A 22,527-nucleotide genomic window follows, 5' to 3' on the forward strand; every position below is an offset into this window, starting at 1 on the left:
GGAGCCGGATCAGAGGGCGCCGAGCGCCTTGACGTAGTCGTTGAGGTCGCGTGCGTCGGGCAGGCCGTTGACGACCGTCCAGCGCACCACGCCCTCCTTGTCGATGATGAAGGTGCCGCGCACCGCGCAGCCCTTCTCCTCGTCGAAGACGCCGTAGGCGCGCGAGGTCTCGCCGTGCGGCCAGAAGTCGGAGAGCAGCGGGTATTCCAGGCCCTCCTGCTCGGCGAAGACGCGCAGGGTGTGGATCGAGTCGTTGGACACGGCCAGCAGCTGCGTGTCGTCGTTCTCGAACGTGGGCAGCTCGTCGCGGAGTGCGCACAGCTCACCCGTGCAGACGCCGGTGAAGGCGAACGGGTAGAACAGCAGCACCACGTTCTTCTCGCCCCGGAAGTCGGAGAGCTTCACGGTGCGGCCGTGGTTGTCCTTCAGCTCGAAATCCGGGGCCTGGGTGCCGACCTCGATCGCCATGAAAACGCGTCCCTTCGCTACGTCACCGGGCTGGGCTGTCCGGGTGACCCCCACCCTACGCAGACCCCCGGGGCGCCCGTGCGGCACCCGGGAAAGCTTCCCGCCCACGGGCGGATCAAGCCCGTGGGCAACCGGGACACGGATGTACGAGACGGATGTACGAAGGCCCCCGGCCGGCGCGATGCCTGTCGGGGGCCTTCAGGGGTTGGTGGGGTCAGCGCTTGGCCTTGGCCGCTTTGGGCGTGACGAGACGGCTTCCCGACCAGTCCTTGCCCGCGTTGACGCTCTTGGTCTGGGCGAGCCCTGCGGTCTGGGCGGCCTCGTTGATGTCGCTCGGCTCGACGTATCCGTCGCGGCCGGTCTTCGGCGTCATCAGCCAGACCACGCCGCCGTCCTCGAGCAGACCAATGGCATCCACCAGCGCGTCCGTAAGGTCGCCGTCCTCGTCGCGGAACCACAGCAGGACGACGTCAGCGATGTCGTCGTAGTCCTCGTCGACGAGATCCTGGCCGGTAATGGCCTCAATGCCCTCACGGAGCTCCAGCTCGACGTCGTCGTCGTAGCCGATCTCCTGGACCACCTGTCCGGGCTCGAACCCCAGGCGTGCTGCCGGGTTGGTCCGCTCCTCCGCGTGGTCCGCGGTCGCGCTCACGGGTTGCCTCCTGATCATTTTTCGGAAAATGCTTCAGCCACGCGCGTGCGCGGGGCGTTGGCCGTAGTCCACACGGGAGCGGCGGATCGCGCAAGTACCCAGCGTGCGAGACCGCCTAAACGGTGACGTTTCCTGTCACGTCGCCGTCCTTCAGGCAGCCTCACTGCGAGGCTCCGCGTCCTCCTCCACTCCTGTCGTGCCCTACGTCCTTGGACAGCTTATGCCGTTTCGGTCCGGCATTCGGAGCCGAGCAGCTTATGGGAACGCTTGCACGTCCTGGGCGTATGGTTGCGTTCCGTCACCTCTCATCCTGTCTGCCCCGTCCTGTCCGGCACCTTCTGCCTGCACCGATACCCACTCGCCGGCCGTCCATCCGTCCCGGCGGAACCCGGCCGGGGACGCGTTCGCGGTTACCTTTCGGTAGAGATGACGTACGCGTTTCAGCGGTACACGATGGGGATGGCGTACACATCCTCATGTCCGGGGGTAGGACTCCCGTAACAGGCCCCGAAGCGCAGCACCGAACAGCGAAGGAACAGCGTGGCTTCCGGATCCGATCGCAACCCGATCATCATTGGCGGCCTTCCGAGTCAGGTCCCGGATTTTGATCCCGAAGAGACCCAGGAATGGCTCGACTCCCTCGACGCCGCCGTCGACGAGCGAGGCCGTGAGCGGGCCCGCTATCTCATGCTCCGGCTCATCGAGCGAGCGCGCGAGAAGCGCGTCGCGGTGCCGGAGATGCGCAGCACGGACTACGTCAACACGATCGCCACGAAGGACGAGCCGTTCTTCCCCGGCGACGAGGAGATCGAGCGCAAGATCCTCAACGCGACCCGCTGGAACGCGGCCGTGATGGTCTCGCGCGCCCAGCGACCGGGGATCGGCGTGGGGGGCCACATCGCGACGTTCGCCTCCTCGGCCTCGTTGTACGACGTCGGCTTCAACCACTTCTTCCGCGGCAAGGACGACGGTCTGGGCGGCGACCAGATCTTCTTCCAGGGGCACGCCTCGCCCGGGATCTACGCCCGCGCCTTCCTGCTGGACCGCCTGAGCGAGGCGCAGCTGGACGCCTTCCGCCAGGAGAAGTCGAAGGCGCCGAACGGGCTGTCCAGCTATCCGCACCCGCGGCTGATGCCTGACTTCTGGGAATTCCCGACGGTGTCGATGGGCCTCGGCCCGCTCGGCGCGATCTACCAGGCGCGGATGAACCGCTACATGGAGGCGCGCGGCCTCGCCGACACCTCGAACTCGCATGTGTGGGCGTATCTCGGTGACGGCGAGATGGACGAGCCGGAGTCGCTCGGCCAGCTGTCCATCGCCGCCCGCGAGGGCCTGGACAACCTGACCTTCGTCGTCAACTGCAACCTCCAGCGCCTCGACGGCCCGGTGCGCGGCAACGGCAAGGTCATCCAGGAGCTGGAGTCCCAGTTCCGGGGCGCCGGGTGGAACGTGATCAAGCTGGTCTGGGACCGGTCCTGGGACCCCCTGCTGGCGCAGGACCGCACGGGCATCCTGGTCAACAAGCTGAACACGACGCCGGACGGGCAGTTCCAGACGTACGCCACGGAGACCGGCGCGTACATCCGGGAGCACTTCTTCGGGGACGACCCGAGGCTGCGCGAGATGGTCAAGGACATGACCGACCAGCAGATCCTGCACCTGGGGCGCGGCGGTCACGACCACCGCAAGGTGTACGCGGCCTACGCGGCGGCCAAGGCCCACAAGGGCCAGCCGACGGTGATCCTGGCGCAGACGGTCAAGGGCTGGACCCTCGGGCCGAACTTCGAGGGCCGCAACGCGACCCACCAGATGAAGAAGCTGACCGCCGAGGACCTGAAGCGGTTCCGGGACCGGCTGCACATCCCGATCGCGGACAAGGAGCTGGAGGACGGCAACCCGCCGTACTACCACCCGGGCCGCGACTCGGAGGAGATCCAGTACATGCACGACCGCCGCAAGGGCCTGGGCGGTTACGTGCCGACCCGGGTGGTGCGCGCGAAGCCGCTGCCGCTGCCCGAGGACAAGACGTACGCGGCCGCGAAGAAGGGCTCGGGCCAGCAGTCGATCGCCACCACCATGGCGTTCGTCCGCATCCTGAAGGACCTCATGCGGGACAAGGAGATCGGCAAGCGCTTCGTGCTGATCGCGCCCGACGAGTACCGCACGTTCGGCATGGACGCCTTCTTCCCGAGCGCGAAGATCTACAACCCGCTCGGGCAGCAGTACGAGTCGGTCGACCGGGATCTGCTCCTCGCGTACAAGGAGTCGCCGACCGGGCAGATGCTGCACGACGGGATCTCGGAGGCGGGCTGCACGGCCTCGCTGATCGCGGCGGGCTCCGCCTACGCGACGCACGGCGAGCCGCTGATCCCGGTGTACGTCTTCTACTCGATGTTCGGTTTCCAGCGCACCGGTGACCAGTTCTGGCAGATGGCGGACCAGCTGGCGCGCGGCTTCGTGCTGGGCGCGACCGCGGGGCGGACGACGCTGACCGGCGAGGGGCTCCAGCACGCGGACGGGCACTCGCAGCTGCTGGCGTCGACCAACCCGGCCTGCGTGGCCTACGACCCGGCGTTCGGGTACGAGATCGCGCACATCGTGCAGGACGGCCTGCGCCGGATGTACGGGGAGAACAGTGAGGACGTCTTCTACTACCTCACCGTCTACAACGAGCCGATCCAGCACCCGGCGGAGCCCGCCGATGTCGACGTCGAGGGCATCCTGAAGGGCGTCTACCGCTACAGCCGCGGGGAGAAGGGCGAGATCCCGGCCCAGATCCTGGCGTCCGGCGTTGCGGTGCCGTGGGCGGTCGAGGCGCAGCGCATCCTCGCCGACGAGTGGAACGTGAAGGCGGACGTCTGGTCGGCGACCTCCTGGAACGAGCTGCGGCGCGAGGCCGTGGACGTGGAGCGGTACAACCTGCTGCACCCGGAGGAGGAGCAGCGCGTGCCGTACGTGACGCGCAAGCTGTCCGGGGCGCAGGGGCCGTTCGTGGCGGTGTCGGACTGGATGCGGTCCGTGCCCGACCAGATCTCCCGCTGGGTGCCCGGTCCGTACCAGTCGCTGGGCGCGGACGGATTCGGGTTCGCGGACACGCGGGGCGCGGCGCGGCGGTACTTCCACATCGACGCGCAGTCGATCGTGCTCGGCGTGCTCACGGAGCTGGCGAAGGAGGGGAAGGTCGACCGGTCGGCGCTGAAGACGGCGGTCGACCGCTACGAGCTGCTGGACGTGGCCTCGGCCGATCCGGGGGCCGCGGGCGGCGACGCGTAACGCGGGCGCGGAGACCGGCCCGGAGCGGGGCGGCGGGACCCGGGAGGGGTCTCGCCGCCCCGCGGCGCGTCCGGGCCCGGTCAGTTCTCCCACACCTTGAAGGCGCGCACCTGGTACGGCGAGCGCGGCAGCCAGGTGCCGCCGCCCGGGTACGTCTCGAACTCGCCGGTCTCCTCGCACTCGGCGGACTGGTAGGTGGTGACCGGGCGGCCGGTGCGGTTGGCCAGGGCCTGCGCGGTGGTGCCGGACTTCAGCGGGACGCAGCTCTCGATGTCGATGGTGGACAGCTCATGGGTCTGCCGGGCGCCGGTGAAGTCGGGCTTCGCCCAGAGGCACAGCTGCCCGCTCGCGCAGTCCCCCAGGGAGACGGGCGCGGCGGCCTTCGCGGGCGCGGTGGTCCCGGCGGGCGCGAGCAGGAACAGGGTGGTGGCGGCCAGGAAGGCCGCGGCAACGGTCGTACGCATGTGAGTTGAACCCCCGTGTGATGAAAGCGCTGATGCGGTCGTCCACCGATGTGGATCTCCGGCACCACCCTGCGCCGTTACGGAGAGTAATCGGAAGTACTGAAGGCCAGGTCCACTCCGAAAGGTGACGGTCCGCACAGAGTTGACGCGAAAGGCGCGGAGCGTGCCGCAGGGCCGTACGCAGGGTGAGGCAATCACCGTGTCCTTCCGCACAGTCGGGTGATGTACGTCACCCTGCTCCCGAACCGGCTCCACCCGTCTCCTAGGGTGGTCCGGAGTGACTTCCTTCGACTCCTCCCCCACGCTCACCGCCTGGCGCGCACTGCTCGCCGTCGCGGTCGTCTTCGTGATGCTCGCGACGACCGGCTGGACCGCCGTGCACCACCAGCGCTCCGGCGACTCCCGCGCACTCGCGCTGGCCGCCTGGGCCAAGGGGTCGATAGCGGGAGCGCCGCTGCCGGACGCCGACAGCCCGCCGTACAAGCTGGCGCACTTCTTCGCCACGCTGACACCGGCGCAGCGCGCCCACCTCGCCGACCGGTACCCACTCGTCGTGGGCAACCTCAACGGCGCCCCGGTGGCCACCCGTTACCGCGCGAACCGGCGGGCGATCGTGCAGGCGAGCGCGGTCGAACGCAAGCGCGTCCACGACACCAGACTCTCCGCGTCCGGCCGCGCCGAGGCCCAGCACCGCCTGGACCGGTTCCGCTCGATGCTCGCCCGGGACCGCCACTTCCTGGCGTTCGATCCGTCGGGGCGCGGGCTCGCCGCCGAGGTGTTCGGCGACCTGGACCGGGCCCGGCGCATCTCGCTGGTCGTGCCCGGCGTCGACACGAATCTGCTGACCCTGGAACGCACCGGGCCCAAGACCAACGCCGCGCCCGTCGGCATGGCCAAGTCGCTGTACGCCGCCGAGCGCGCCGCGAGCCCCGAGGTGCGCACCGCCGTCATCGCCTGGGCCGACTACACCACGCCCGTCGGCATCGGCATGGACGCCGCCCTCGGCAACCTCGCCGAGCGCGGGGCGGTCCGGCTCGACGCGCTCGTCCGGGCCCTCCCGGGACCGGCGCCCGTCTCGCTGTTCTGCCACAGCTACGGCTCCGTCCTGTGCGGGGTCGCCGCGAGCAGGCTGCCCGGCCGGGTCGAGGACATCGCGGTGGCCGGCAGCCCCGGGATGCGGGCGGACAACGCCGGTCAGCTGCACACCCGGGCGCACGTGTGGGCGATGCGGGACAGCGGCGACTGGATCGAGGACGTGCCGAACCTGGAGTTCGGGGGTCTGGGACACGGCGCGGATCCGGTGGACCACGGCTTCGGCGCCCGGATCGTCTCGGCGGACGGCGCGGTCGGTCACAGCGGTTACTTCGAGCCGGGCACCGAGAGCCTGGAGAACTTCGCCGCGATCGGTGTTGGCGCGTACACATCGGTGACCTGTGCACCGGCCGACAGCGCCTGCCACGACGGGGTGTACGCCAACTCGACAGCCTGACGCGCGTAGAGACACCGCGTCCGTCCTCCGGAAGCGGTCGACTCCGAGAGGGGACGGGGCGGGCAAGTGCCGCATACGATGAGGCGCATGGGTGATGTGCTGGCCGGAATTCATGCCACCTGGGAGTTCGACGCCGACTCCGTGCTCATCCGCTACGAACGGGGTATCCGCACGCCGAGACTCCTCCAGAGCCTCCGCGAGCGCCGCGTCCCGCACGCGGCGCTGTCATCGGTGACGCTGACCCCGGGCAGGCGGGGCACGGTGGTGCTGCGTGCCGTCCCGCGCCCCGGGGCCGACCCGCTCCTCGAAGCCGCCGCCGGACAGCTCAAGGACGGCTGCGACCCGTACCGGCTGGTGCTCCCCGCCGCCCGCGAGACCCTTGCCGAGTACTACGCGGACGAGTTGCGGGCCTGCCTCGGCACGGACGCGGGCGAGCCCGCCGACCGTTTCCTGGTCGCGGCCCCCGAGGCCCCGATGCAGTTCAAGGCGTACGACGGGCGGGCCGGCTTCGACGGTGAGCGGATCTCGTTCCGCTGGTTCTGGACGGGCGCCTCGTCGGAGAAGTGGAAGGCCGGTGACCAGACGTTCCCGGTCACGGACCTGTGCGGGGTGGAGTGGCGCTCGCCGGAGGGCCTGGAGGGCTATCTGCGGCTGCTGCCGAAGGGCTCCGACGCCGTGGCCCACGCGTCCGGAGGGCTCACCGGTCCCGCGACGTCCGGGACGGCCACGGGCGTCCAGCCGGTCATACCCCGTCCCGCCCGGGCCGATCAGGACCCCGCGGCGGTGATCTTCGGGCTCGGCTACGGCCCGGTCCACGAGTCGCTGCCCTTCGCGGCGGCCGTCCTCGAATCCGTACGCAGGAAACAGTCCGCGCCCCCGGCCACCGCTCCCCTCACCGCCGCCGCGCGGCGCGATCCGGCGGACATCGCGGAGCGCATCCACCACCTCGGGGAACTGCACCGGGCGGGCCTGGTGACCGACGAGGAGTTCAGCGCCAAGAAGGCACAGCTCCTGGCCGAGCTGTAACGGCCGGCGGCCACCGAGATGACCGAACCGATAACCGCCCCCGCCCCCGCGCACCCCACCGTTTCGCGGCGCTGGACGAGCTTCCTGCCGGAGGCCGCCGCCGTCGCGCTGACGGTGCTCTTCCTCCCCGTCACCCTGGCCAACCTCCTCGATCAGTACGGGCTCGGCGGTGCGGCCGCCACCACCCTCGCCGTCACCCAGGCCGGGCCTCTGCTGCTGATGGCGCGCCGGCCGCTGTGGGCGTGGTGCATCGTCTTCCCGGCGGACATCGCGGGCGCGCTGGTGATCCTGGGGCAGCCGGCCCGCGAGTACGACGTGTGGCCGTGGCCGCCCGCGCCGCTCGTCGCCTGTCTCTTCCTGCTTCTCGCGCTGGCTCTGCGCCGGTCCAGGCGGGTGCTCGTCGCCGTCTGGCTGGTGACCGGGGCGGCGAGCCTCGTCCTCCACCTGGTCCGCGCGGACCGGAGCAACGGCACGGCTCTGCTGCTGCCCCTGCTCGCGGCCGTGGTGCTGGTGATCGGCGCGGCGGTCCGGGAACGGCGCGTCGCGCAGCGCCGCCTCGCCGAGCAGGAGACCGTCAGCGAGGCGGAGCGCGCCCGGCGGACGCTGCTGGAGGAGCGGACCCGGATCGCCCGGGAGCTGCACGACGTGGTCGCCCACCACATGTCCGTGATCACCGTCCAGGCGGACTCGGCGCCCTACCGGCTGCCGGAGCTGTCGGACGAGGCGCGCGACGAGTTCGGGACGATCGCGGCGAGCGCGCGGGAGTCGCTGACCGAGATGCGGCGGCTGCTCGTGGTGCTGCGGGGAGACGGCACGGAGGGCGAGCGGACCCCGCAGCCGGGGATCAACCGCTTGCAGCAACTGGTGGAGGCCACGGTACGGGCGGGGCTTCCGGCCGAACTGTCGCTGGCCGCCGACCTGGGTGACGTGCCGTCGGCCGTCGACCTGTCCGCGTACCGGATCGTTCAGGAGGCGCTGGCCAACGTGGTCCGGCACGCCCCGGGAGCACGGACGCGGGTCTCGGTCGCCGCGGACGGCGACCAGTTGACGGTGCTGATCGTCAACGAACCGCCGGAGCAGCCGGTTTCGCCGCTGGAGACGGCGGGAACGGGCCACGGCCTGGTCGGGATGCGGGAGCGCGTACGGTTGACGGGCGGCTCACTGGACGCCGGGCCGCTGCCGGACGGGGGGTTCCGGGTCGCCGCGCGGCTGCCACTGTCCCCGGCCGGGCCCGAAGACGCCCCCTGAGTCCGGAGGAACCGTGACCATCCGTGTGATCATCGTCGACGACCAGGCCATGGTGCGGGCGGGTTTCGCGGCCCTGCTGGCGGCCCAGGCGGACATCGACGTGGTCGGTGAGGCGCCGGACGGGCGCCAGGGCATCGAGGTCAGCCGCCGGGTCCACCCCGACGTGGTCCTGATGGACGTCCGGATGCCCGAGATGGACGGCCTCGCGGCGGCCCGCGAACTGCTGGACCCGCCATCGGGTGTGGTCCATGTGCCCAGGGTGCTGATGCTGACCACGTTCGACGTGGACGACTACGTGTACGAGGCGCTGCGGGCCGGGGCGTCCGGCTTCCTGCTGAAGGACGCGCCCCCGGCCGACCTGATCGCGGCGGTCCGGGTGGTGGCGTCGGGCGACGCGCTGCTCGCGCCCTCCGTGACGCGCCGTCTGATCGCCGACTTCGCGAAGCAGGGGCCGTCGGCCGCCGCCCGGGGCGGGGCGACGCTGCGGCTGAACGGGCTGACGCCGCGCGAGACGGAGGTGCTGGAGCTCATCGCGCGCGGCCTGTCGAACCAGGAGATCGCCGCGAAGCTGGTGCTCGCCGAGCAGACGGTGAAGACGCACATCGGGCGCGTCCTGGCGAAGCTGTCCCTGCGGGACCGGGCACAAGCGGTGATCTTCGCCTACGAGGCGGGGCTCGTCGTCCCCGGCTCCGCCTGACGGCCCGCCACACCCCCTACCCGGGTATGACACGGCAGTTGGCCCCCCGGTGTGACGTCCGCGCACCCACCGCGTTCCTACCTTCCTCCCGTCACGCCGAACGGCGGGCGGGGACCGGCCGGTTGGGCCGGAGAGGGAGGGCGGGGCGGATGCGGCGTTACGCGAGGACCCTGGTCGCGGCCGCGCTGGCGGTCACCGTGGTGTCGGGGACGGCGGGCTGGGTGTCGGGCAACGCCCAGCAGGCGGTCACGGGCCCGCCCCCAGGCACGGCCTCCTGGCGGGCCGACCACACCCTGGGCCGCGAGCTGCCCGACCCGGAGCGGGACGCGCCCGCCCAAGTGGCTCGCTTCTTCGCGAAGTTGAGCGCGGCACAGCAACAGGCCCTGGCCGTGCGGCACCCACTCGTCGTCGGCAACCTGGACGGCGCCCCCGTCGAGCTGCGCTACCGGGCCAACGCCCGTGCCCTGAAAGCCTCGCACGACCCCCGCTACGCCCACCTCGCCGAGGACCCGGCCCGCCGCTTCCTGGCGTTCGACCCGCGCGGCCGGGGCCAGGTCGCGGAGGTGTTCGGCGACCTGGCGGCCGCCCGCCGGGTGTCCGTGGTGGTGCCCGGCTCCGACATCGACGCCGGAACCTTCGACCGTACGACGGACGTGTACGGCACCCCGGCCGGGATGGCCAGGTCGCTGTACGCCCGTACGGGGCCGGGCACCGCCGTCATCGCCTGGGCCGGGTACACCACACCGGTGGGCCTCGGGCTCGACGCCGCCCGGGGGACGCTTGCGGAGGCCGGTGCGGCGCGGCTGACCCGGTTCACGGACGGGCTGGAGGCCGCCGGGACGCCCGTCACCGCGGTGTTCTGCCACAGCTACGGCTCGGTCGTCTGCGGACTGGCCGCGCACCGGCTGCGCGTCGCCGACCTGGTGGTCCTCGGTTCTCCCGGGATGCGCGCGGACAGCGTGGCCGGTCTGCGCACCGGGGCGCGGGTGTGGGCGGCGAAGGACCCGGGCGACTGGATCGGCAAGGTCCCGCACGTCGAGTTCGCCGGGCTCGGTCACGGCACGGACCCCGCGTCGCCGGGGTTCGGCGCCCGGCGGGTGCCCGCGGACGACGCGGAGGGGCACACGGGCTACTTCGCGCCGGGCACCGAGTCGCTGCGGGCGTTCGCGTCGATCGCCGAGGGCGCGGACGCCCGACCCGCCGGGACCGGCATGGTCCGGACGAGAAGCGCTAGTCCTTCCCGCCCAGCTCCTCCGCCAGTCCGACGATGACGCCGTCCGGGCCGCGCAGGTAGCAGAGCAGGTAGCTGTCCTCGAACCGGGCGATGGAGCCGACGAGTTCGCCGCCGAGAGGACGCAGCCGGGCGACGGTGTCCTCGATGTCGTCGACGGCGAACATGACGCGGTGCGTGCCGAGCACGTTGTGCGGCCGGTCGCGCGGGGCGTCGATCAGCGCGGGGGTGAGGTACTTCGCGAGCTCCAGGCGGCTGTGCCCGTCCGGGGTCCGGAGCATGGCGATCTCGCAGTGGGTGCCGTCGAGGCCGGTGCACTCGGCGGCGAAGCCGCCCTGGACCTCGCCCCTGCCCTCCAGCTCCATGCCGAGTTCCCGGAAGAACGCGATGGCCGCGTCCAGGTCCTCGACCACGATGCCGACGTTGTCCATGCGCTGGACCGCCATGCCGGTTCCTCCTCGCTCGGTTGCCTCGTACGGACGCTACCCCGCGCTACTCGCGCGCGAGGGACGTCAGGCTCATGTCCTGGTAGCGGTCGCCCGCGACCTGCCCGGCGATCGGTTCGAGGAGGGCGAGCTCGTCGTCGGTGAGCGTCAGACGGGTCGCGCCCACGTTCTCCAGGAGGCGGTGGCTCTTGCGGGTGCCGGGGATCGGGACGACGGTGATGCCGTGGACCTGGGCGCGCTGCTGGACCCAGGCGAGCGCGACCTGCCCGGCGGTCGCCCCGCGGGCGGCGGCGATCTTGTGGACGGGCTCCAGGAGGGCCGCGTTGGTCTTCGCGTTCTCGCCGGTCATGCGGGGCTGCGAGGCCCGGAAGTCGCCCGGGGCCAGCTCCTTGCCCGCGTCCGCGAAGGAGCCGGTGAGGAAGCCCCGGCCCAGCGGCGAGTACGGCACGACCGTGACGCCCAGCTCGGCGGCGGCGGCGAGCGCGCTGCGCTCCACGTCCCGGCTGAAGAGGGACCACTCGGACTGGAGGGCGGCGATCGGGTGCACGGCGTGCGCCTCGCGCAGTTCGGCGCCGGTGACCTCGCTCAGCCCGAGCTGCTTGACCTTGCCCTGCTGGACCAGCTCGGCCATGGCGCCGACGGACTCGGCGAACGGGACGGCGGTGTCGTGGCGGTGCATGTAGTAGAGGTCGATGACATCGGTGTTCAGGCGGCGCAGGCTCGCCTCGACGGCCTCGCGGATGTACGCGGGGTTGTTGTTGACGCCCCGGTAGTCGGGGTCGTCGTCGCGCCGCTCGATGCCGAACTTCGTGGCGAGGGTGATCTCGTCGCGGTGCGCTCCGACGAACGGGGCGAGGAAGGTCTCGTTGGCGCCGCTGCCGTAGATGTCGGCGGTATCGAAGAGGGTGACGCCCGCCGCCAGCGCCGTTTCCAGCGTCTCGCGCGCCGACGCCTCGTCGGTGTCGCCGTAGAACTCGCTGATGCCCATGCAGCCGAGGCCCTGGACCCCGACGCGGGGGCCGCCCCGGCCGAGTTCGACGGTGGCGATCTTGTGGTCGGTCATCAGGCACTGGGCCCTTCCGGCGCCCCACGGGCGCCCGCATAGAAGTCGATCTTGTAGTCCAGCACGGCCAGGGTGTCCTGGAGCTCCGCGATCCGCGTCCTCACGTCGCGGCGGGTCGCCTCCAGCAGCTCCTGCCGTTCCTCGAAGGTGTGGTCGCCCTCGCGTATGAGCTCGGCGTACCGGACCATGTGGGCGACCGGCATCCCGGTCAGCCGCAGCTTGGTGACGAAGGCGAGCCAGTCGAGGTCCCGGTTGCTGAAGCGGCGCTGGCCGGTGTGCGACCGGTCCACGTGCGGCATGAGTCCGATCCGCTCGTACCAGCGCAGGGTGTGGGCGGTCAGGCCGGTGAACGCGGCGACCTCGCTGATCGTGTAGCGGTCCTGCCCGTCGGGGCGCGGATGCGCCGAGGGGGCGGAGGCGCAGATATCGGCCCGGGTCGAAGTGGTCTCCATCACCGTCATGCCTCCACGCTATGACGTTGGAGTGCACTCGAAGCAAGCATCACCGGGTGCGGTTTCCGACAGGTGGGACCCGGAATCTACTCTCGTACGCATGCAGAGCCTGGCGATGATCGAGAACTGGCCCGTCCCCACCGCCGCGGCGGCCGTCGTACGAGCGGACGGCACGGTCGCCGGTACGCACGGTCCGACCGCGCACCGCTTCCCGCTCGCCTCCGTCACCAAACCGATCGCGGCCTACGCGGCGCTGGTGGCGTACGAGGAGGGCGCCGTGGAGCTGGACGAACCTGCGGGCCCCGAGGGCTCGACCGTGCGCCACCTCCTCGCCCACACCAGCGGCCTCGCCTTCGACGAGCACCGGGTGATGGCCCCGCCCGGCAACCGGCGCCTCTACTCCAACGCGGGCTTCGAGGTGCTGGGCGACCACATCGCGAAGGCCACCGAGATCCCGTTCCCGGAATACGTTCGACAGGCGGTCCTGGAACCGCTCGGGATGACCGCGACGACCCTGGACGGCTCCCCCGCCAAGGACGGCGTCTCCACGGTGGACGACCTCGCGCGCTTCGCCGCCGAGGTGCAGGCCCCCCGCCTCCTCGACCCGCGCACCGTGCTCGCCGCGCAGACCGTGGTCCACCCGGGCCTGAAGGGCGTCCTTCCCGGCTACGGCCACCAGAACCCCAACGACTGGGGCCTCGGCTTCGAGATCCGCGACTCCAAGTCGCCGCACTGGACGGGCACCGCCTCGTCCCCCGCGACCTTCGGCCACTTCGGGCAGTCGGGCACCTTCCTCTGGGTCGACCCGGCCGCGGGCGCGGCCTGCGTCGCGCTCACCGACCGGGCCTTCGGCCCGTGGGCGGTCGAGGTGTGGCCGCCGTTCACCGACGCGGTGCTGGCGGAGCTGGCGGGCTGAGGGGCCCCGCCCCCGCGCGTCCCGGCCGGGCCGTACCGGCGCGGCCCACGCGCCCGCCCACCGTTTGACGAGCTCACGACATGACGCAGTCCCGCCACGGTGACCGGGGTTGCCGGGGTGTCCGGCCGCGCAGACCCCCTCCATGACGCGACCAAGACACAGTCTCCGGTACCTCCCGGCGGCGACCGCCACCGCGCTCGCGCTCAGCGGTGCGCTGCTGGTCTCACCGCCCGCCTCGGCGGACAGCGGCACGGCTGCGGCGGGCACGGCGCAGGCCCCCGCCGCGGCCGGGCAGCCCGTCCACGACATCACCCTGGTCACGGGGGACGTGGTCCACTACACGGACCTCCCCGGTGACCAGGACGACGTCACCGTCGACCGGGCGCCGGGCGCGCGCGGCGGGGTGAGCGTGCAGAGCTACGGCCACCACACCTACGTCATCCCGACCGAGGCGATGGGGCTCATCGCCTCCGGGAAGCTGGACGTCGAGCTGTTCAACGTCACCGGTCTGGTGGCCATGGGCTACGACGACGCCCGCTCCGGCGGCATCCCCGTCATCGCCACCGCGCCCGCGGGACGCACCGCCGAGCCCCCCGCCGCACCGGCCGGGGCCTCGAAGGTGCGCAGGTTCGACGCGGTCGACGCCACGGCGATGAAGGCCGACGCCGGGCACGGGCGCGCCTTCTGGAAGGACATCGCCCCGGCCGCACCCGCGAAGGCGCGCGGGTTCGCCGCGGGCAGCGGCATCGGCAAGCTGTGGCTCGACGCCAAGGTGGAGGCGGCGCTCAGCGACTCGGTCGCCCAGGTGCGCGCCCCCGAGGCATGGGCGAAGGGATTCGACGGGACGGGCAGCAAGGTGGCGGTCCTGGACACCGGCATCGACGCCACCCACCCGGACCTCAAGAATGTGATCGCCGCCGAGAAGAGCTTCGTACCGGGTGAGACCGCCGACGACCGGCACGGGCACGGTACGCACGTGGCCTCCACGATCGCCGGGTCGGGAGCGGCCTCCGACGGCAAGGAGAAGGGGGTCGCCCCGGGCGCGAAGCTCTACGTCGGCAAGGTGCTGTCCGACAACGGCGAAGGCAGCCAGTCGGGCATCCTGGCCGGGATGGAGTGGGCCGCGGCGCAGGGCGTCGACGTGGTGTCGATGAGCCTGGGCACCAACAGTTCGTCCGACGGCACGGACCCGCTCTCGCAGGCCGTAGACCGGCTCTCCGCCGACGGCGGCCCGCTGTTCGTGGTCGCCGCCGGGAACAACATCTCGGTGGGCTCGATCGGTTCGCCCGGCGCCGCGGCCTCGGCGCTCACGGTGGGCGCGGTCGACCAGCGCGACGCCCGGGCGGGCTTCTCCAGCCAGGGGCCCATCGCGCGCTCGTACGCCCTCAAGCCGGACATCTCCGCGCCGGGCGTGGGCATCAGCGCGGCGGCGGCGCACCCGGCGGAGGGCGCGTCGATGTACCAGTCGATGAGCGGCACCTCGATGGCCACGCCGCACGTGGCGGGCGGTGCCGCGATCCTGCACCAGGCGCACCCGGACTGGGACGCGGACCGGATCAAGAACGCCCTGATGTCCACGTCGAAGAAGCTCAGCGGCCTGACGCCCTATCAGCAGGGCACCGGGCGCATGGACGTCGTGGCGGCCGTGGAGTCCACGATCGAGGCGCCCGGCTCCGTGCCGGCCGCCGCCTTCAAGTGGCCGAACGCGGACGCGGGACCGGTCGACCGCACGATCACGTACCGCAACACGGGGACCGCCGACGTCACCCTGGACCTGAAGACGGACACGACCGGCTCGACGGTGTCGCTGTCCGAGCCGTCGGTGACCGTCCCGGCGGGCGGAACGGCCGCCGTCACGCTCCGGATCGACCCCACGGGGCTGCCCGTCTCCACGCCCACGACCCTGCTGTCCGGGCTCGTGACCGCGGTGGACCGCGCGACCGGCGCAACCGCCGCGCACACGGCGTACGCCCTGTTCAAGGAGCCGGAGGCGTACGACTACACCATCGAGCTGACCGGCCGGGACGGGAAGCCCGCCACCGGCACGGTCGCGCTGACCTTCCCCGGCAACCCGGCGCCCGGCTTCGTGGAGGTCTACGGGAGGACCACGCTGCGCCTCCCCGCGCGCACCTACAGCGCCTTCGGCTTCCTGGACGTGAACGGTGACGGCCCGGACGCCCTCGGCATGGCCGTGCTCGTCGCCCCGGACGTCGCCGTCGGCCCCGGCCACAGTGACGCGACGGCCCGCCTCGACGCCACGAAGGCCCGCCGGGTGAGCGCCGTCGCACCGCGCGAGACGGAGAACGCGCAGACGGTCGTCCAGTACCGCCGCAGCCTCACGGGCGGGGGCGCCATCGGTTCGGCGTTCGTCCTGGACAAGGCGTACACGGAGCTGTACGTCTCGCCCACCGCGCAGACCGAGGGCGGCGTCCAGGACCTGATGGTCCACTGGCAGCTGCGGCAGAAGGCCCTCGACGCCACCACGCTCACCGGCCACTCGGTCGAGCTGACCGGGCAGGACGGCACCGCCCCCCACGACGGCCACCGGCTGCTGCGGACCGTCTACGCGGGCTCGGGCACCCCGGCCGACTACGCCCGGCTGGACGCGAAGGGCCGCGCGGTCGTCGTGGACCGCGGCACGTCGAGTCCCGCCGAGCGGGCGCGGGCCGCGGCCGACGCGGGGGCCGCCATGCTGATCACCGTGGCCGAGCAGCCGGGGCGGCTGTACGAGACGTACGACGACAGCCACGGCCTGACGCTGGCCAGTACGGGCAGCACCGACGGGGCACGCCTGATTGAGGAGGCGAAGACGGGCTTCGGCGCCCTGAGCCTCGACGAGCACCGCTACCCGGAGTATCAGTACGACCTGCTCCAGTATCAGAAGGGATCGATCCCGGACCGGGACCTGGTCTATCGCCCCGGCAACGGGCAACTCGCCCGCGTGGACACGTCGTTCTACGCGCTCCGCAAGGACGCGGGCACCCGCGAGGGCACCGGCCACCGGCTCCTGACGCCCTCCTGGGGCCAGGGCGTGGGCGGTACGCAGAAGGAGGGCTACCCCGGCACCCGGACCGACTACCTCACGCCCCTGCCCGACGGCCTCGGCGTGTGGAACGAGGATCACCGGTTCACCCTGAGCTCCCTCGGCGCGGACTCCGTGCTGGAGGTTGCCCCGGGGCGGACGTATGCGGCGGGCGAGCGCTACCCCGGTGAGTGGTTCAAGCCGGTCAACGCGCCCCGGTTCGGCGAGGGGCTGTGGCGGCCCAGCCGTACCAGCAACGGCATTTCCTGGAGCGTGCCCGCCTGGTCCGGTGGCTCGGACGGGCACATCGCGCGGTCGCCGGGCGGCACCGCGTCCTCCGAACTCCGCCAGGGCGGCACGGTGGTGGCCAAGGGCGCCTACGCGGGCTACTCCACCGGGCTGCCGGGCGCGGAGCAGGAGTACACGCTCTCGCTCAGGACGGACCGCGACAACGGCACCTGGGCCGCGTCGACGGCCACGGACACCACCTGGACGTTCCGCTCGGCGGCCCCGCCGCAGGGCACGCCCAAGAAGGAGATCCCGGTCCTCGACCTCGGCTACGACGTCGACACCGACCTCCTCGGCCGGGCCCGCGCGGGCAGCCGGGTGGAGCTGGGGCTCAGCTCGTCCAGCTACACCAGCGGGGTCGCGGCGACCGGGGCCACGCTCCAGGTGTCGTACGACGACGGGGCGACCTGGCGGCCGGTGACGCTGAAGCGGTCCGGCGACGGGGCGTGGCGGACGGCCCTCGCCACTCCGCTCCACAAGGGCGGCTGGGTGTCGTTGCGGGCCACCGCCCAGGGGCCGGACGGGCTGAAGGTCAGCCAGGACGTCATCCGGGCGTTCGGCCTGAAGTAGCGGCGACGGGGCGGGCCCGGTCCGGACCCGCCCCGTCCGTCAGTCGTTCACCGTCGCCACCCGGCCCGCGTACCGCTGGGTCCAGCCGGTGCCGGTGTCGGCGGTGAGCACCACGTCGTAGTAGCCATGCTCGGTGGGCCAGTCCACGACCGCGGAGTGGCCGCCGGGGACGGTGACCTTCCGGGTGCCGCCCGCGTAGTCGTTGGCCACCAGGGTGTAGCGGACCGGGTGGTGGCCGTCGTTGTGCAGGCCCAGGCGGACCACCGGGCGCCATCCCCGGACCAGCCGCGGTTCGACGCGCGGCAGGCCGGTGCGGCGGGTGTCCGCGTCCTCGGGGAGCAGCTGCCCGGCGAAGGAGCGCAGGAACCCGTCGGGGCCGTACACCGAGAACGCGTATCTGCCGTCGGTCGCGGTGGTGTCCCAGGTGTACGTGCGCGGGGCGGCCGCGCTCACCGTGTGCGGGATGTTCTCGAAGGGGAGGTACCGGTCGGGGAAGACCTGGAGGCTGACCGCCTTGCCCTCCGGGCCGCCGGTGAGCGTCATGGCGGCGGTCACCGTTCCGGCGGCCCGGTCCTCGGTGAGCACGGCGTGCGGGTGGAAGGAGAGCCCGCGCGGCTCCATCCGGTCGCGGGGCGGCCTCGGCGGGGTGCCGGTGACCGGGTCCGCGATGACGACCGGGCCGGGGCGCGGGTGCGCGAAGTCGATCGCGCTGGTCAGGTCTCCGGCGATGGAGCGGCGCCACGGGGTGATGTTCGGGCAGGTGAACGGCTTGCCCAGGTGCGCGGCCCAGGTCTCCAGGAACTTCACGGTCGAGGTGTGGTCGAAGACCTCCGAGGCGACGTAGCCGCCGCGGCTCCACGGGGAGACCAGCACCATCGGGACGCGGGGCCCGAAGCCGTACGGGGTGGTGCCGGAGAACTCGCCGGGGGTGCCCGCCTCCGGGCGCGGCGGCAGGACGTGGTCGAACTTCCCGTCGTTCTCGTCGTACGTGATGATCACCAGGGTGTGGTTCCAGATGTCCTCGTTGCTCTGGAGGGTCTTCAGCACCTTGTTCATGTACCGCTCGCCGTGCACCGTGTCGAAGCCCGGGTGCTCGCTCCACGCGGCGGGCATGACCACCCAGGACACCTCGGGCAGCGGGTGCTCGGCGCCCGGCTCGCAGGCGGCGATCAGGTCGCGCAGGACGGCGTCCAGATTGGCCTCGGAGTCGTCGTTGGGCGTGGTGGCGCCCGCGTAGACGAAGGAGTTGGCCTTCCAGACCCTGCCGGTGCCCGGTTCGAGTTCGGCCGGGTCGGCGGTGCGCGGGTCGAAGGCGGCGAAGCTGTTGGTGACGTTGCAGCCGTACTCGCCGACGTAGCCGCTCTGGAGGCTCTTGCCGACGCCGTTGCCGCTGTTGTCGGAGTAGACCCGCCAGTTGATGCCCGCCTGCTGGAGCTGTTCGGGGACGGTGGTCCAGCGGCGGGTGTAGTTGTTCTGGCCCGCGTTGGTGGTCTCACCGCCCGCCGTGCCGCTCATCAGGTAGTAGCGGTTGGGGATGGTGGGGCCGTGCAGCGAGCAGAAGTTCATGTCGCAGACGGTGTACTGGGAGGCGAGCGAGTACATCCACGGCATGTAGTCGGGCGTGTAGTACCACATGCAGTGGTCGCCCTTGTCCTGCACCCAGGTGTCCCAGCGCCCGCCGTTGGCACCGTAGAAGTTGTGCTTGTCGCTCCAGGTGGCGGTCGAGACGGCGGGCGTCACGATGGCGCCGGTGGCGTCGCGCTGCTGGAAGACGCTGGTGCCGTCCTGGAAGGTCAGGACCTGCTTGTCGTCGTGGCCGCGCACCCCCTTCAACTGGCCGAGGTAGTGGTCGAAGGAACGGTTCTCCTGCATGAGGATCACCACGTGCTTCAGGTCGGAGATATCGCCCTTGAAGCCTTTGGGCAGGCGGTATTCGGCCGCCTCGGCCTGCGCACCGCCGACCGCGTCGGCCACCGGCCCCGCGGCGAGGGCGCCGAGCGAGACGGCGGCCGTCTGCAGCATCCGGCGGCGGCTGATGCGCATCTCGTTGGTGAGCTCGCCGGTGTCATCGGCTTCGGTGTCCGGACACGGGAACTCGCTGGTCTGAAGGGTCATCGGGGCACCTCTGATGGGAAGAGTGGTTCACAAGGGGGAGGGAGTCTGCGCGCCTGCGAAAACTAGGCCGCCGGTGCGAACGGCGGGCGAACCGTGGACGTATTCCTGAGGCACCGGCAGATTTACATGGCCCCGACACGCAGTCGAGATCCCGCACGGTGATAGCCGAAAATCGCGCCCCGATGGCCGGTCGGCCGGTCTTGCCGGAACGCTGGCCGCCGGTCACGGACGGCCGCTACGCTCCCCGCCCATGACCGACGACATAGTCCGCGCCACCGCGTCCGACGTCCCCGCGCTCGCGGACGTACTGGCCAGCGCGTACGCCGAGGACCCGGTCTGGTCCTGGCTGATGCCCCGGGACCGGGACCGGCGGCTGCGGCTGCTGTTCACCGCGCACCTGGCGCAGCAGGTCCCGGCGGGACGGGTCTGGACGGACCGGGACCGCACGGTGGCGGCCGTCTGGGCGGAGCCCGGCGCTTGGAAACTCCCGGCGGGCTACCTGCTGCGCAACGCGGGCACGCTGCTGCGGGCGAGCCGGGCGCAACTCCCCCGCACGACAGGGAGGTTGCTGCCCCTGGAGCACCGGCACCCGGCCCGCCCCGCGCACTGGTACGTGGAGTACATCGGCACCCACGCCGACGCACGCGGTACGGGGCGCGGCTCGGTGGTCCTCGGCGGCCTGCTGGAAAGGGCGGACGCGGACGGCCGCCCGGTCTTCCTGGAGTCGAGCAACAGCCGCAACCTCACGTTCTACCGCCGTCACGGCTTCGAGGTCAGCGAGGAGATGACGTTCCGGTCGGGGCCGCCGATGTGGTCGATGTGGCGGCGGTAGCACGCCTCCGCAGCCCCAATCTTTGTCACCCCCCGTGTTTACGACGGCCTTTTCCGGTTACGAAAAGTAGTGACAGACCATCAGTACCCGGCGGAAGGCAGGAACATGAACGTCGTCATCGTGCTGATCCTCGTCGCTGTCGCCGCCCCGGTCGTCTTCGTGGCCCTGGCCCCGAAGGTGCCCGCGCGGCGCAACCCGTTCCCCGACCGGAGCCGTCGCCGCCCGGCGATGCGGCTGAGTGAGATCCCGCGCCAGCAGGCGGGCCGGCACCACGCCCGCTGACCCGGGCGGGGCCGGGGTGCGTCAGCCGGACAACTCCCAGACCAGCACCTCGGCCGCGTCCGCCGCGACCAGTTCGAGCCCCGTCTCCCCGGTGATCCGGGCCGCGTCGCCCGCCCCCAGCTCCTCGGAGCCGACGCGCACCGTGCCGCGCACCACGTGCACGTACGCCCGGGCGGCGTCCGGGACCGCCGCGCGCCCGCCCTCCGCGAGGCGGCGTACGTGCAGCATGGCGCCCGCCTCGGGGAGGGCGTACGGGGTGGAGTCGGCGATGCCCGGGACGGTCGTGTACGAGGGCTCGCCGCCGGGCTCCAGGGGCGCGAGCCACATCTGAAGGAACGTCAGCGGACGGTCGCCGTCGTTGCGTTCGACGTGGCGGACGCCGGAGGCGGCGCTGAGGTGCTGGACGTCACCGGCCCGGACCACCGTGGCGTGGCCGGCGGAGTCGCGGTGCGTCAGCTCGCCCTCGACGACCCAGGTGACGATCTCCGTATGGCTGTGCGGGTGCTCCTCGAAGCCCGCGCCGGGCGCGAGGCGCTCCTCGTTGCAGGCCAGCACCGGGCCGAAGCGGAGGTTGTCGGGGTCGTAGAAGGTGCCGAAGGAGAACGCGTGCCGGGACGCGATGCCGGCCGCCGCGTCCCCGCCCTCGAACCGGTCGCCCGCGCGGTGTACGGATATCACCCGTCCACGGTAGCCCGCCGGCCTCCGGACCCGGCCGCCACCCGGCCCCGGCCATCCGGGCGCGCGTCCGGATAAGGCAGTCTTGTCTCCGTGCCCCGACCCGATCCTGAGCAGCCCGCTCCGAACGACGCCCATCGCCATGCCGCGACCCTGAAGCGGCTTGAGCAGTCCTCCGGCCGGCTGGCCGCGAACGCGATCGCCCGCATGGACGAGTCGCTGCCCTGGTACCGGGCCATGCCCCCGGAGAACCGGTCCTGGATCGGCCTGGTCGCCCAGGCCGGTATCGCCGCGTTCACCGAGTGGTTCCGGCATCCGGAGACCCCGCAGGCGATCTCGACCGATGTCTTCGGGACCGCCCCGCGCGAGCTGACCCGGGCGATCACGCTGCGGCAGACCGTCGAGATGGTGCGGACCACGATCGAGGTCATGGAGGCCGCGATCGACGAGGTCGCCGCGCCCGGCGACGAGTCGGTGCTGCGGGAGGCGCTGCTCGTCTACGCCCGCGAGATCGCGTTCGCGACCGCCCAGGTGTACGCGCAGGCGGCCGAGGCCCGGGGCGCCTGGGACGCCCGCCTCGAATCGCTCGTGGTGAACGCGGTGCTGTCCGGCGAGGCCGACGAGGGCGCCGTCTCCCGGGCCGCCGCGCTCGGCTGGAACTCCCCCGAGCACGTCTGCGTGCTGCTCGGCACCGCCCCGGACGGGGACAGCGAACTGACCGTGGAGGCGATCCGGCGCGCCGCCCGGCACGCCAAGCTCCAGGTCCTCACGGGGGTGCTCGGCAACCGCCTGGTGGTCATCGCGGGCGGCAGCGACAATCCGCTCCAGGTGGCGAAGGCCCTGATCGGGCCGTACGCGGCGGGCCCCGTGGTGGCCGGGCCCGTGGTGGCGGACCTGCTGGCCGCGACCCGGTCCGCGCAGGCCGCGGCCGCCGGGCTGAAGGCGTGCGGGGCCTGGCAGGACGCGCCGAGGCCGGTGCTCGCGGACGATCTGCTGCCGGAGCGCGCGATGGCGGGAGACCCCGCAGCGCGCGAGCAGTTGGTGGAGGAGATCTACAGACCGCTTGAAGAGGCGGGCTCCGCGCTCCTGGAAACGCTGAGTGTGTATCTGGAACAGGCGAGCAGCCTGGAGGGCGCGGCCAGGATGCTCTTCGTGCATCCCAACACCGTGCGCTACCGGCTTCGACGTGTGACAGACGTCACCGGCTGGTCACCTTCCGATGTGCGCTCGGCGTTCACTCTGCGAATCGCCCTGATCCTGGGGCGTCTGGCCGACCGGGATACGCAGTCCTAGACTTTTGTCGGACATCAACAATTCC

General features: G+C 72.1%; 19 protein-coding genes. 11 read left to right on the forward strand and 8 right to left on the reverse strand.

From position 1 onward, the window contains the following. Nucleotides 1-9: 9 nt before the first annotated feature. The gene (locus tag AB0L33_RS10850; protein WP_111331985.1) at nt 10-468 is read right to left on the reverse strand and encodes a peroxiredoxin; all 459 of its coding nucleotides are present in this window, start codon (nt 466-468) and stop codon (nt 10-12) included. A 214-nt stretch (nt 469-682) separates the two neighbouring features. Further along, entirely contained in the window at nt 683-1,120 is a 438-nt protein-coding gene (locus AB0L33_RS10855) for a DUF3052 domain-containing protein (RefSeq protein ID WP_018103344.1), read from the reverse strand. A 540-nt stretch (nt 1,121-1,660) separates the two neighbouring features. Here AB0L33_RS10855 and aceE point away from each other — a divergent pair. Continuing rightward, nucleotides 1,661-4,393, forward strand: a complete 2,733-nt coding sequence (aceE, locus tag AB0L33_RS10860; protein ID WP_365679817.1) for a pyruvate dehydrogenase (acetyl-transferring), homodimeric type — start codon at nt 1,661-1,663, stop codon at nt 4,391-4,393. Nucleotides 4,394-4,473: 80 nt separating this feature from the next. Here aceE and AB0L33_RS10865 read toward each other — a convergent pair whose 3' ends face one another. Beyond that, nucleotides 4,474-4,857: a peptidase inhibitor family I36 protein gene (locus tag AB0L33_RS10865; protein ID WP_365679819.1), complete on the reverse strand. Its 384-nt coding sequence runs from the start codon at nt 4,855-4,857 to the stop codon at nt 4,474-4,476. A gap of 277 nt (nt 4,858-5,134) precedes the next feature. On the opposite strand from AB0L33_RS10865, the gene AB0L33_RS10870 reads away from it, so the two are divergent. The 5 genes from AB0L33_RS10870 (at nt 5,135) to AB0L33_RS10890 (ending at nt 10,588) form a co-directional block, all read left to right on the forward strand. Beyond that, nucleotides 5,135-6,346, forward strand: coding sequence for an alpha/beta hydrolase (locus tag AB0L33_RS10870; RefSeq protein ID WP_365679820.1), 1,212 nt, complete (start codon nt 5,135-5,137; stop codon nt 6,344-6,346). A gap of 87 nt (nt 6,347-6,433) precedes the next feature. Next, the gene (locus tag AB0L33_RS10875) at nt 6,434-7,372 is read left to right on the forward strand and encodes a DUF4429 domain-containing protein (protein ID WP_365679822.1); all 939 of its coding nucleotides are present in this window, start codon (nt 6,434-6,436) and stop codon (nt 7,370-7,372) included. 18 nt (nt 7,373-7,390) lie between these two features. Further along, complete coding sequence (locus tag AB0L33_RS10880) at nt 7,391-8,620, forward strand: sensor histidine kinase (RefSeq protein ID WP_365679824.1); 1,230 nt, start codon at nt 7,391-7,393, stop codon at nt 8,618-8,620. A gap of 13 nt (nt 8,621-8,633) precedes the next feature. Then, the gene (locus AB0L33_RS10885) at nt 8,634-9,317 is read left to right on the forward strand and encodes a response regulator transcription factor (RefSeq protein ID WP_365679826.1); all 684 of its coding nucleotides are present in this window, start codon (nt 8,634-8,636) and stop codon (nt 9,315-9,317) included. A gap of 149 nt (nt 9,318-9,466) precedes the next feature. After that, nucleotides 9,467-10,588 carry an alpha/beta hydrolase gene (locus AB0L33_RS10890; RefSeq protein WP_365679828.1) on the forward strand — a complete coding sequence of 374 codons (1,122 nt, stop codon included), beginning with the start codon at nt 9,467-9,469 and terminating at the stop codon, nt 10,586-10,588. On the opposite strand, the gene AB0L33_RS10895 is transcribed toward AB0L33_RS10890, so the two are convergent. Genes AB0L33_RS10895 through AB0L33_RS10905 form a run of 3 tightly spaced genes read right to left on the reverse strand, consistent with a single transcriptional unit; the run spans nt 10,548 to nt 12,518 of the window. Continuing rightward, complete coding sequence (locus AB0L33_RS10895) at nt 10,548-10,994, reverse strand: VOC family protein (protein WP_365679829.1); 447 nt, start codon at nt 10,992-10,994, stop codon at nt 10,548-10,550. The genes AB0L33_RS10890 and AB0L33_RS10895 overlap by 41 nt on opposite strands. A gap of 46 nt (nt 10,995-11,040) precedes the next feature. Beyond that, nucleotides 11,041-12,057: an aldo/keto reductase gene (locus AB0L33_RS10900; protein ID WP_365679831.1), complete on the reverse strand. Its 1,017-nt coding sequence runs from the start codon at nt 12,055-12,057 to the stop codon at nt 11,041-11,043. Further along, complete coding sequence (locus tag AB0L33_RS10905; protein ID WP_164630260.1) at nt 12,057-12,518, reverse strand: MerR family transcriptional regulator; 462 nt, start codon at nt 12,516-12,518, stop codon at nt 12,057-12,059. The genes AB0L33_RS10900 and AB0L33_RS10905 overlap by 1 nt, the downstream gene beginning before the upstream one ends. Nucleotides 12,519-12,609: 91 nt before the next feature. On the opposite strand from AB0L33_RS10905, the gene AB0L33_RS10910 reads away from it, so the two are divergent. Both AB0L33_RS10910 and AB0L33_RS10915 read left to right on the forward strand, forming a co-directional pair. Then, nucleotides 12,610-13,425 carry a serine hydrolase domain-containing protein gene (locus tag AB0L33_RS10910; RefSeq protein WP_365679833.1) on the forward strand — a complete coding sequence of 272 codons (816 nt, stop codon included), beginning with the start codon at nt 12,610-12,612 and terminating at the stop codon, nt 13,423-13,425. 142 nt (nt 13,426-13,567) lie between these two features. After that, entirely contained in the window at nt 13,568-17,305 is a 3,738-nt protein-coding gene (locus tag AB0L33_RS10915) for a S8 family serine peptidase (RefSeq protein WP_365679836.1), read from the forward strand. Nucleotides 17,306-17,344: 39 nt separating this feature from the next. Here AB0L33_RS10915 and AB0L33_RS10920 read toward each other — a convergent pair whose 3' ends face one another. After that, nucleotides 17,345-19,420 (reverse strand): alkaline phosphatase family protein, encoded by a 2,076-nt coding sequence (locus AB0L33_RS10920; protein ID WP_365679838.1) that lies wholly within the window; start codon nt 19,418-19,420, stop codon nt 17,345-17,347. Nucleotides 19,421-19,670: 250 nt separating this feature from the next. On the opposite strand from AB0L33_RS10920, the gene AB0L33_RS10925 reads away from it, so the two are divergent. Both AB0L33_RS10925 and AB0L33_RS10930 read left to right on the forward strand, forming a co-directional pair. Then, nucleotides 19,671-20,252: a GNAT family N-acetyltransferase gene (locus AB0L33_RS10925; protein WP_365679840.1), complete on the forward strand. Its 582-nt coding sequence runs from the start codon at nt 19,671-19,673 to the stop codon at nt 20,250-20,252. Between the two features lie 105 nt (nt 20,253-20,357). Then, nucleotides 20,358-20,534: a hypothetical protein gene (locus AB0L33_RS10930; RefSeq protein WP_365679842.1), complete on the forward strand. Its 177-nt coding sequence runs from the start codon at nt 20,358-20,360 to the stop codon at nt 20,532-20,534. 21 nt (nt 20,535-20,555) lie between these two features. On the opposite strand, the gene AB0L33_RS10935 is transcribed toward AB0L33_RS10930, so the two are convergent. Then, entirely contained in the window at nt 20,556-21,212 is a 657-nt protein-coding gene (locus AB0L33_RS10935; RefSeq protein ID WP_365679844.1) for a pirin family protein, read from the reverse strand. Between the two features lie 90 nt (nt 21,213-21,302). Between AB0L33_RS10935 and AB0L33_RS10940 the strand changes: the two genes are divergently transcribed. After that, the gene (locus tag AB0L33_RS10940) at nt 21,303-22,502 is read left to right on the forward strand and encodes a helix-turn-helix domain-containing protein (protein WP_365679846.1); all 1,200 of its coding nucleotides are present in this window, start codon (nt 21,303-21,305) and stop codon (nt 22,500-22,502) included. Nucleotides 22,503-22,527: the final 25 nt, after the last annotated feature.

This window comes from Streptomyces sp. NPDC052299 (assembly GCF_040679335.1).
In the GTDB taxonomy this organism is placed as follows: Bacteria; Actinomycetota; Actinomycetes; order Streptomycetales; family Streptomycetaceae; genus Streptomyces.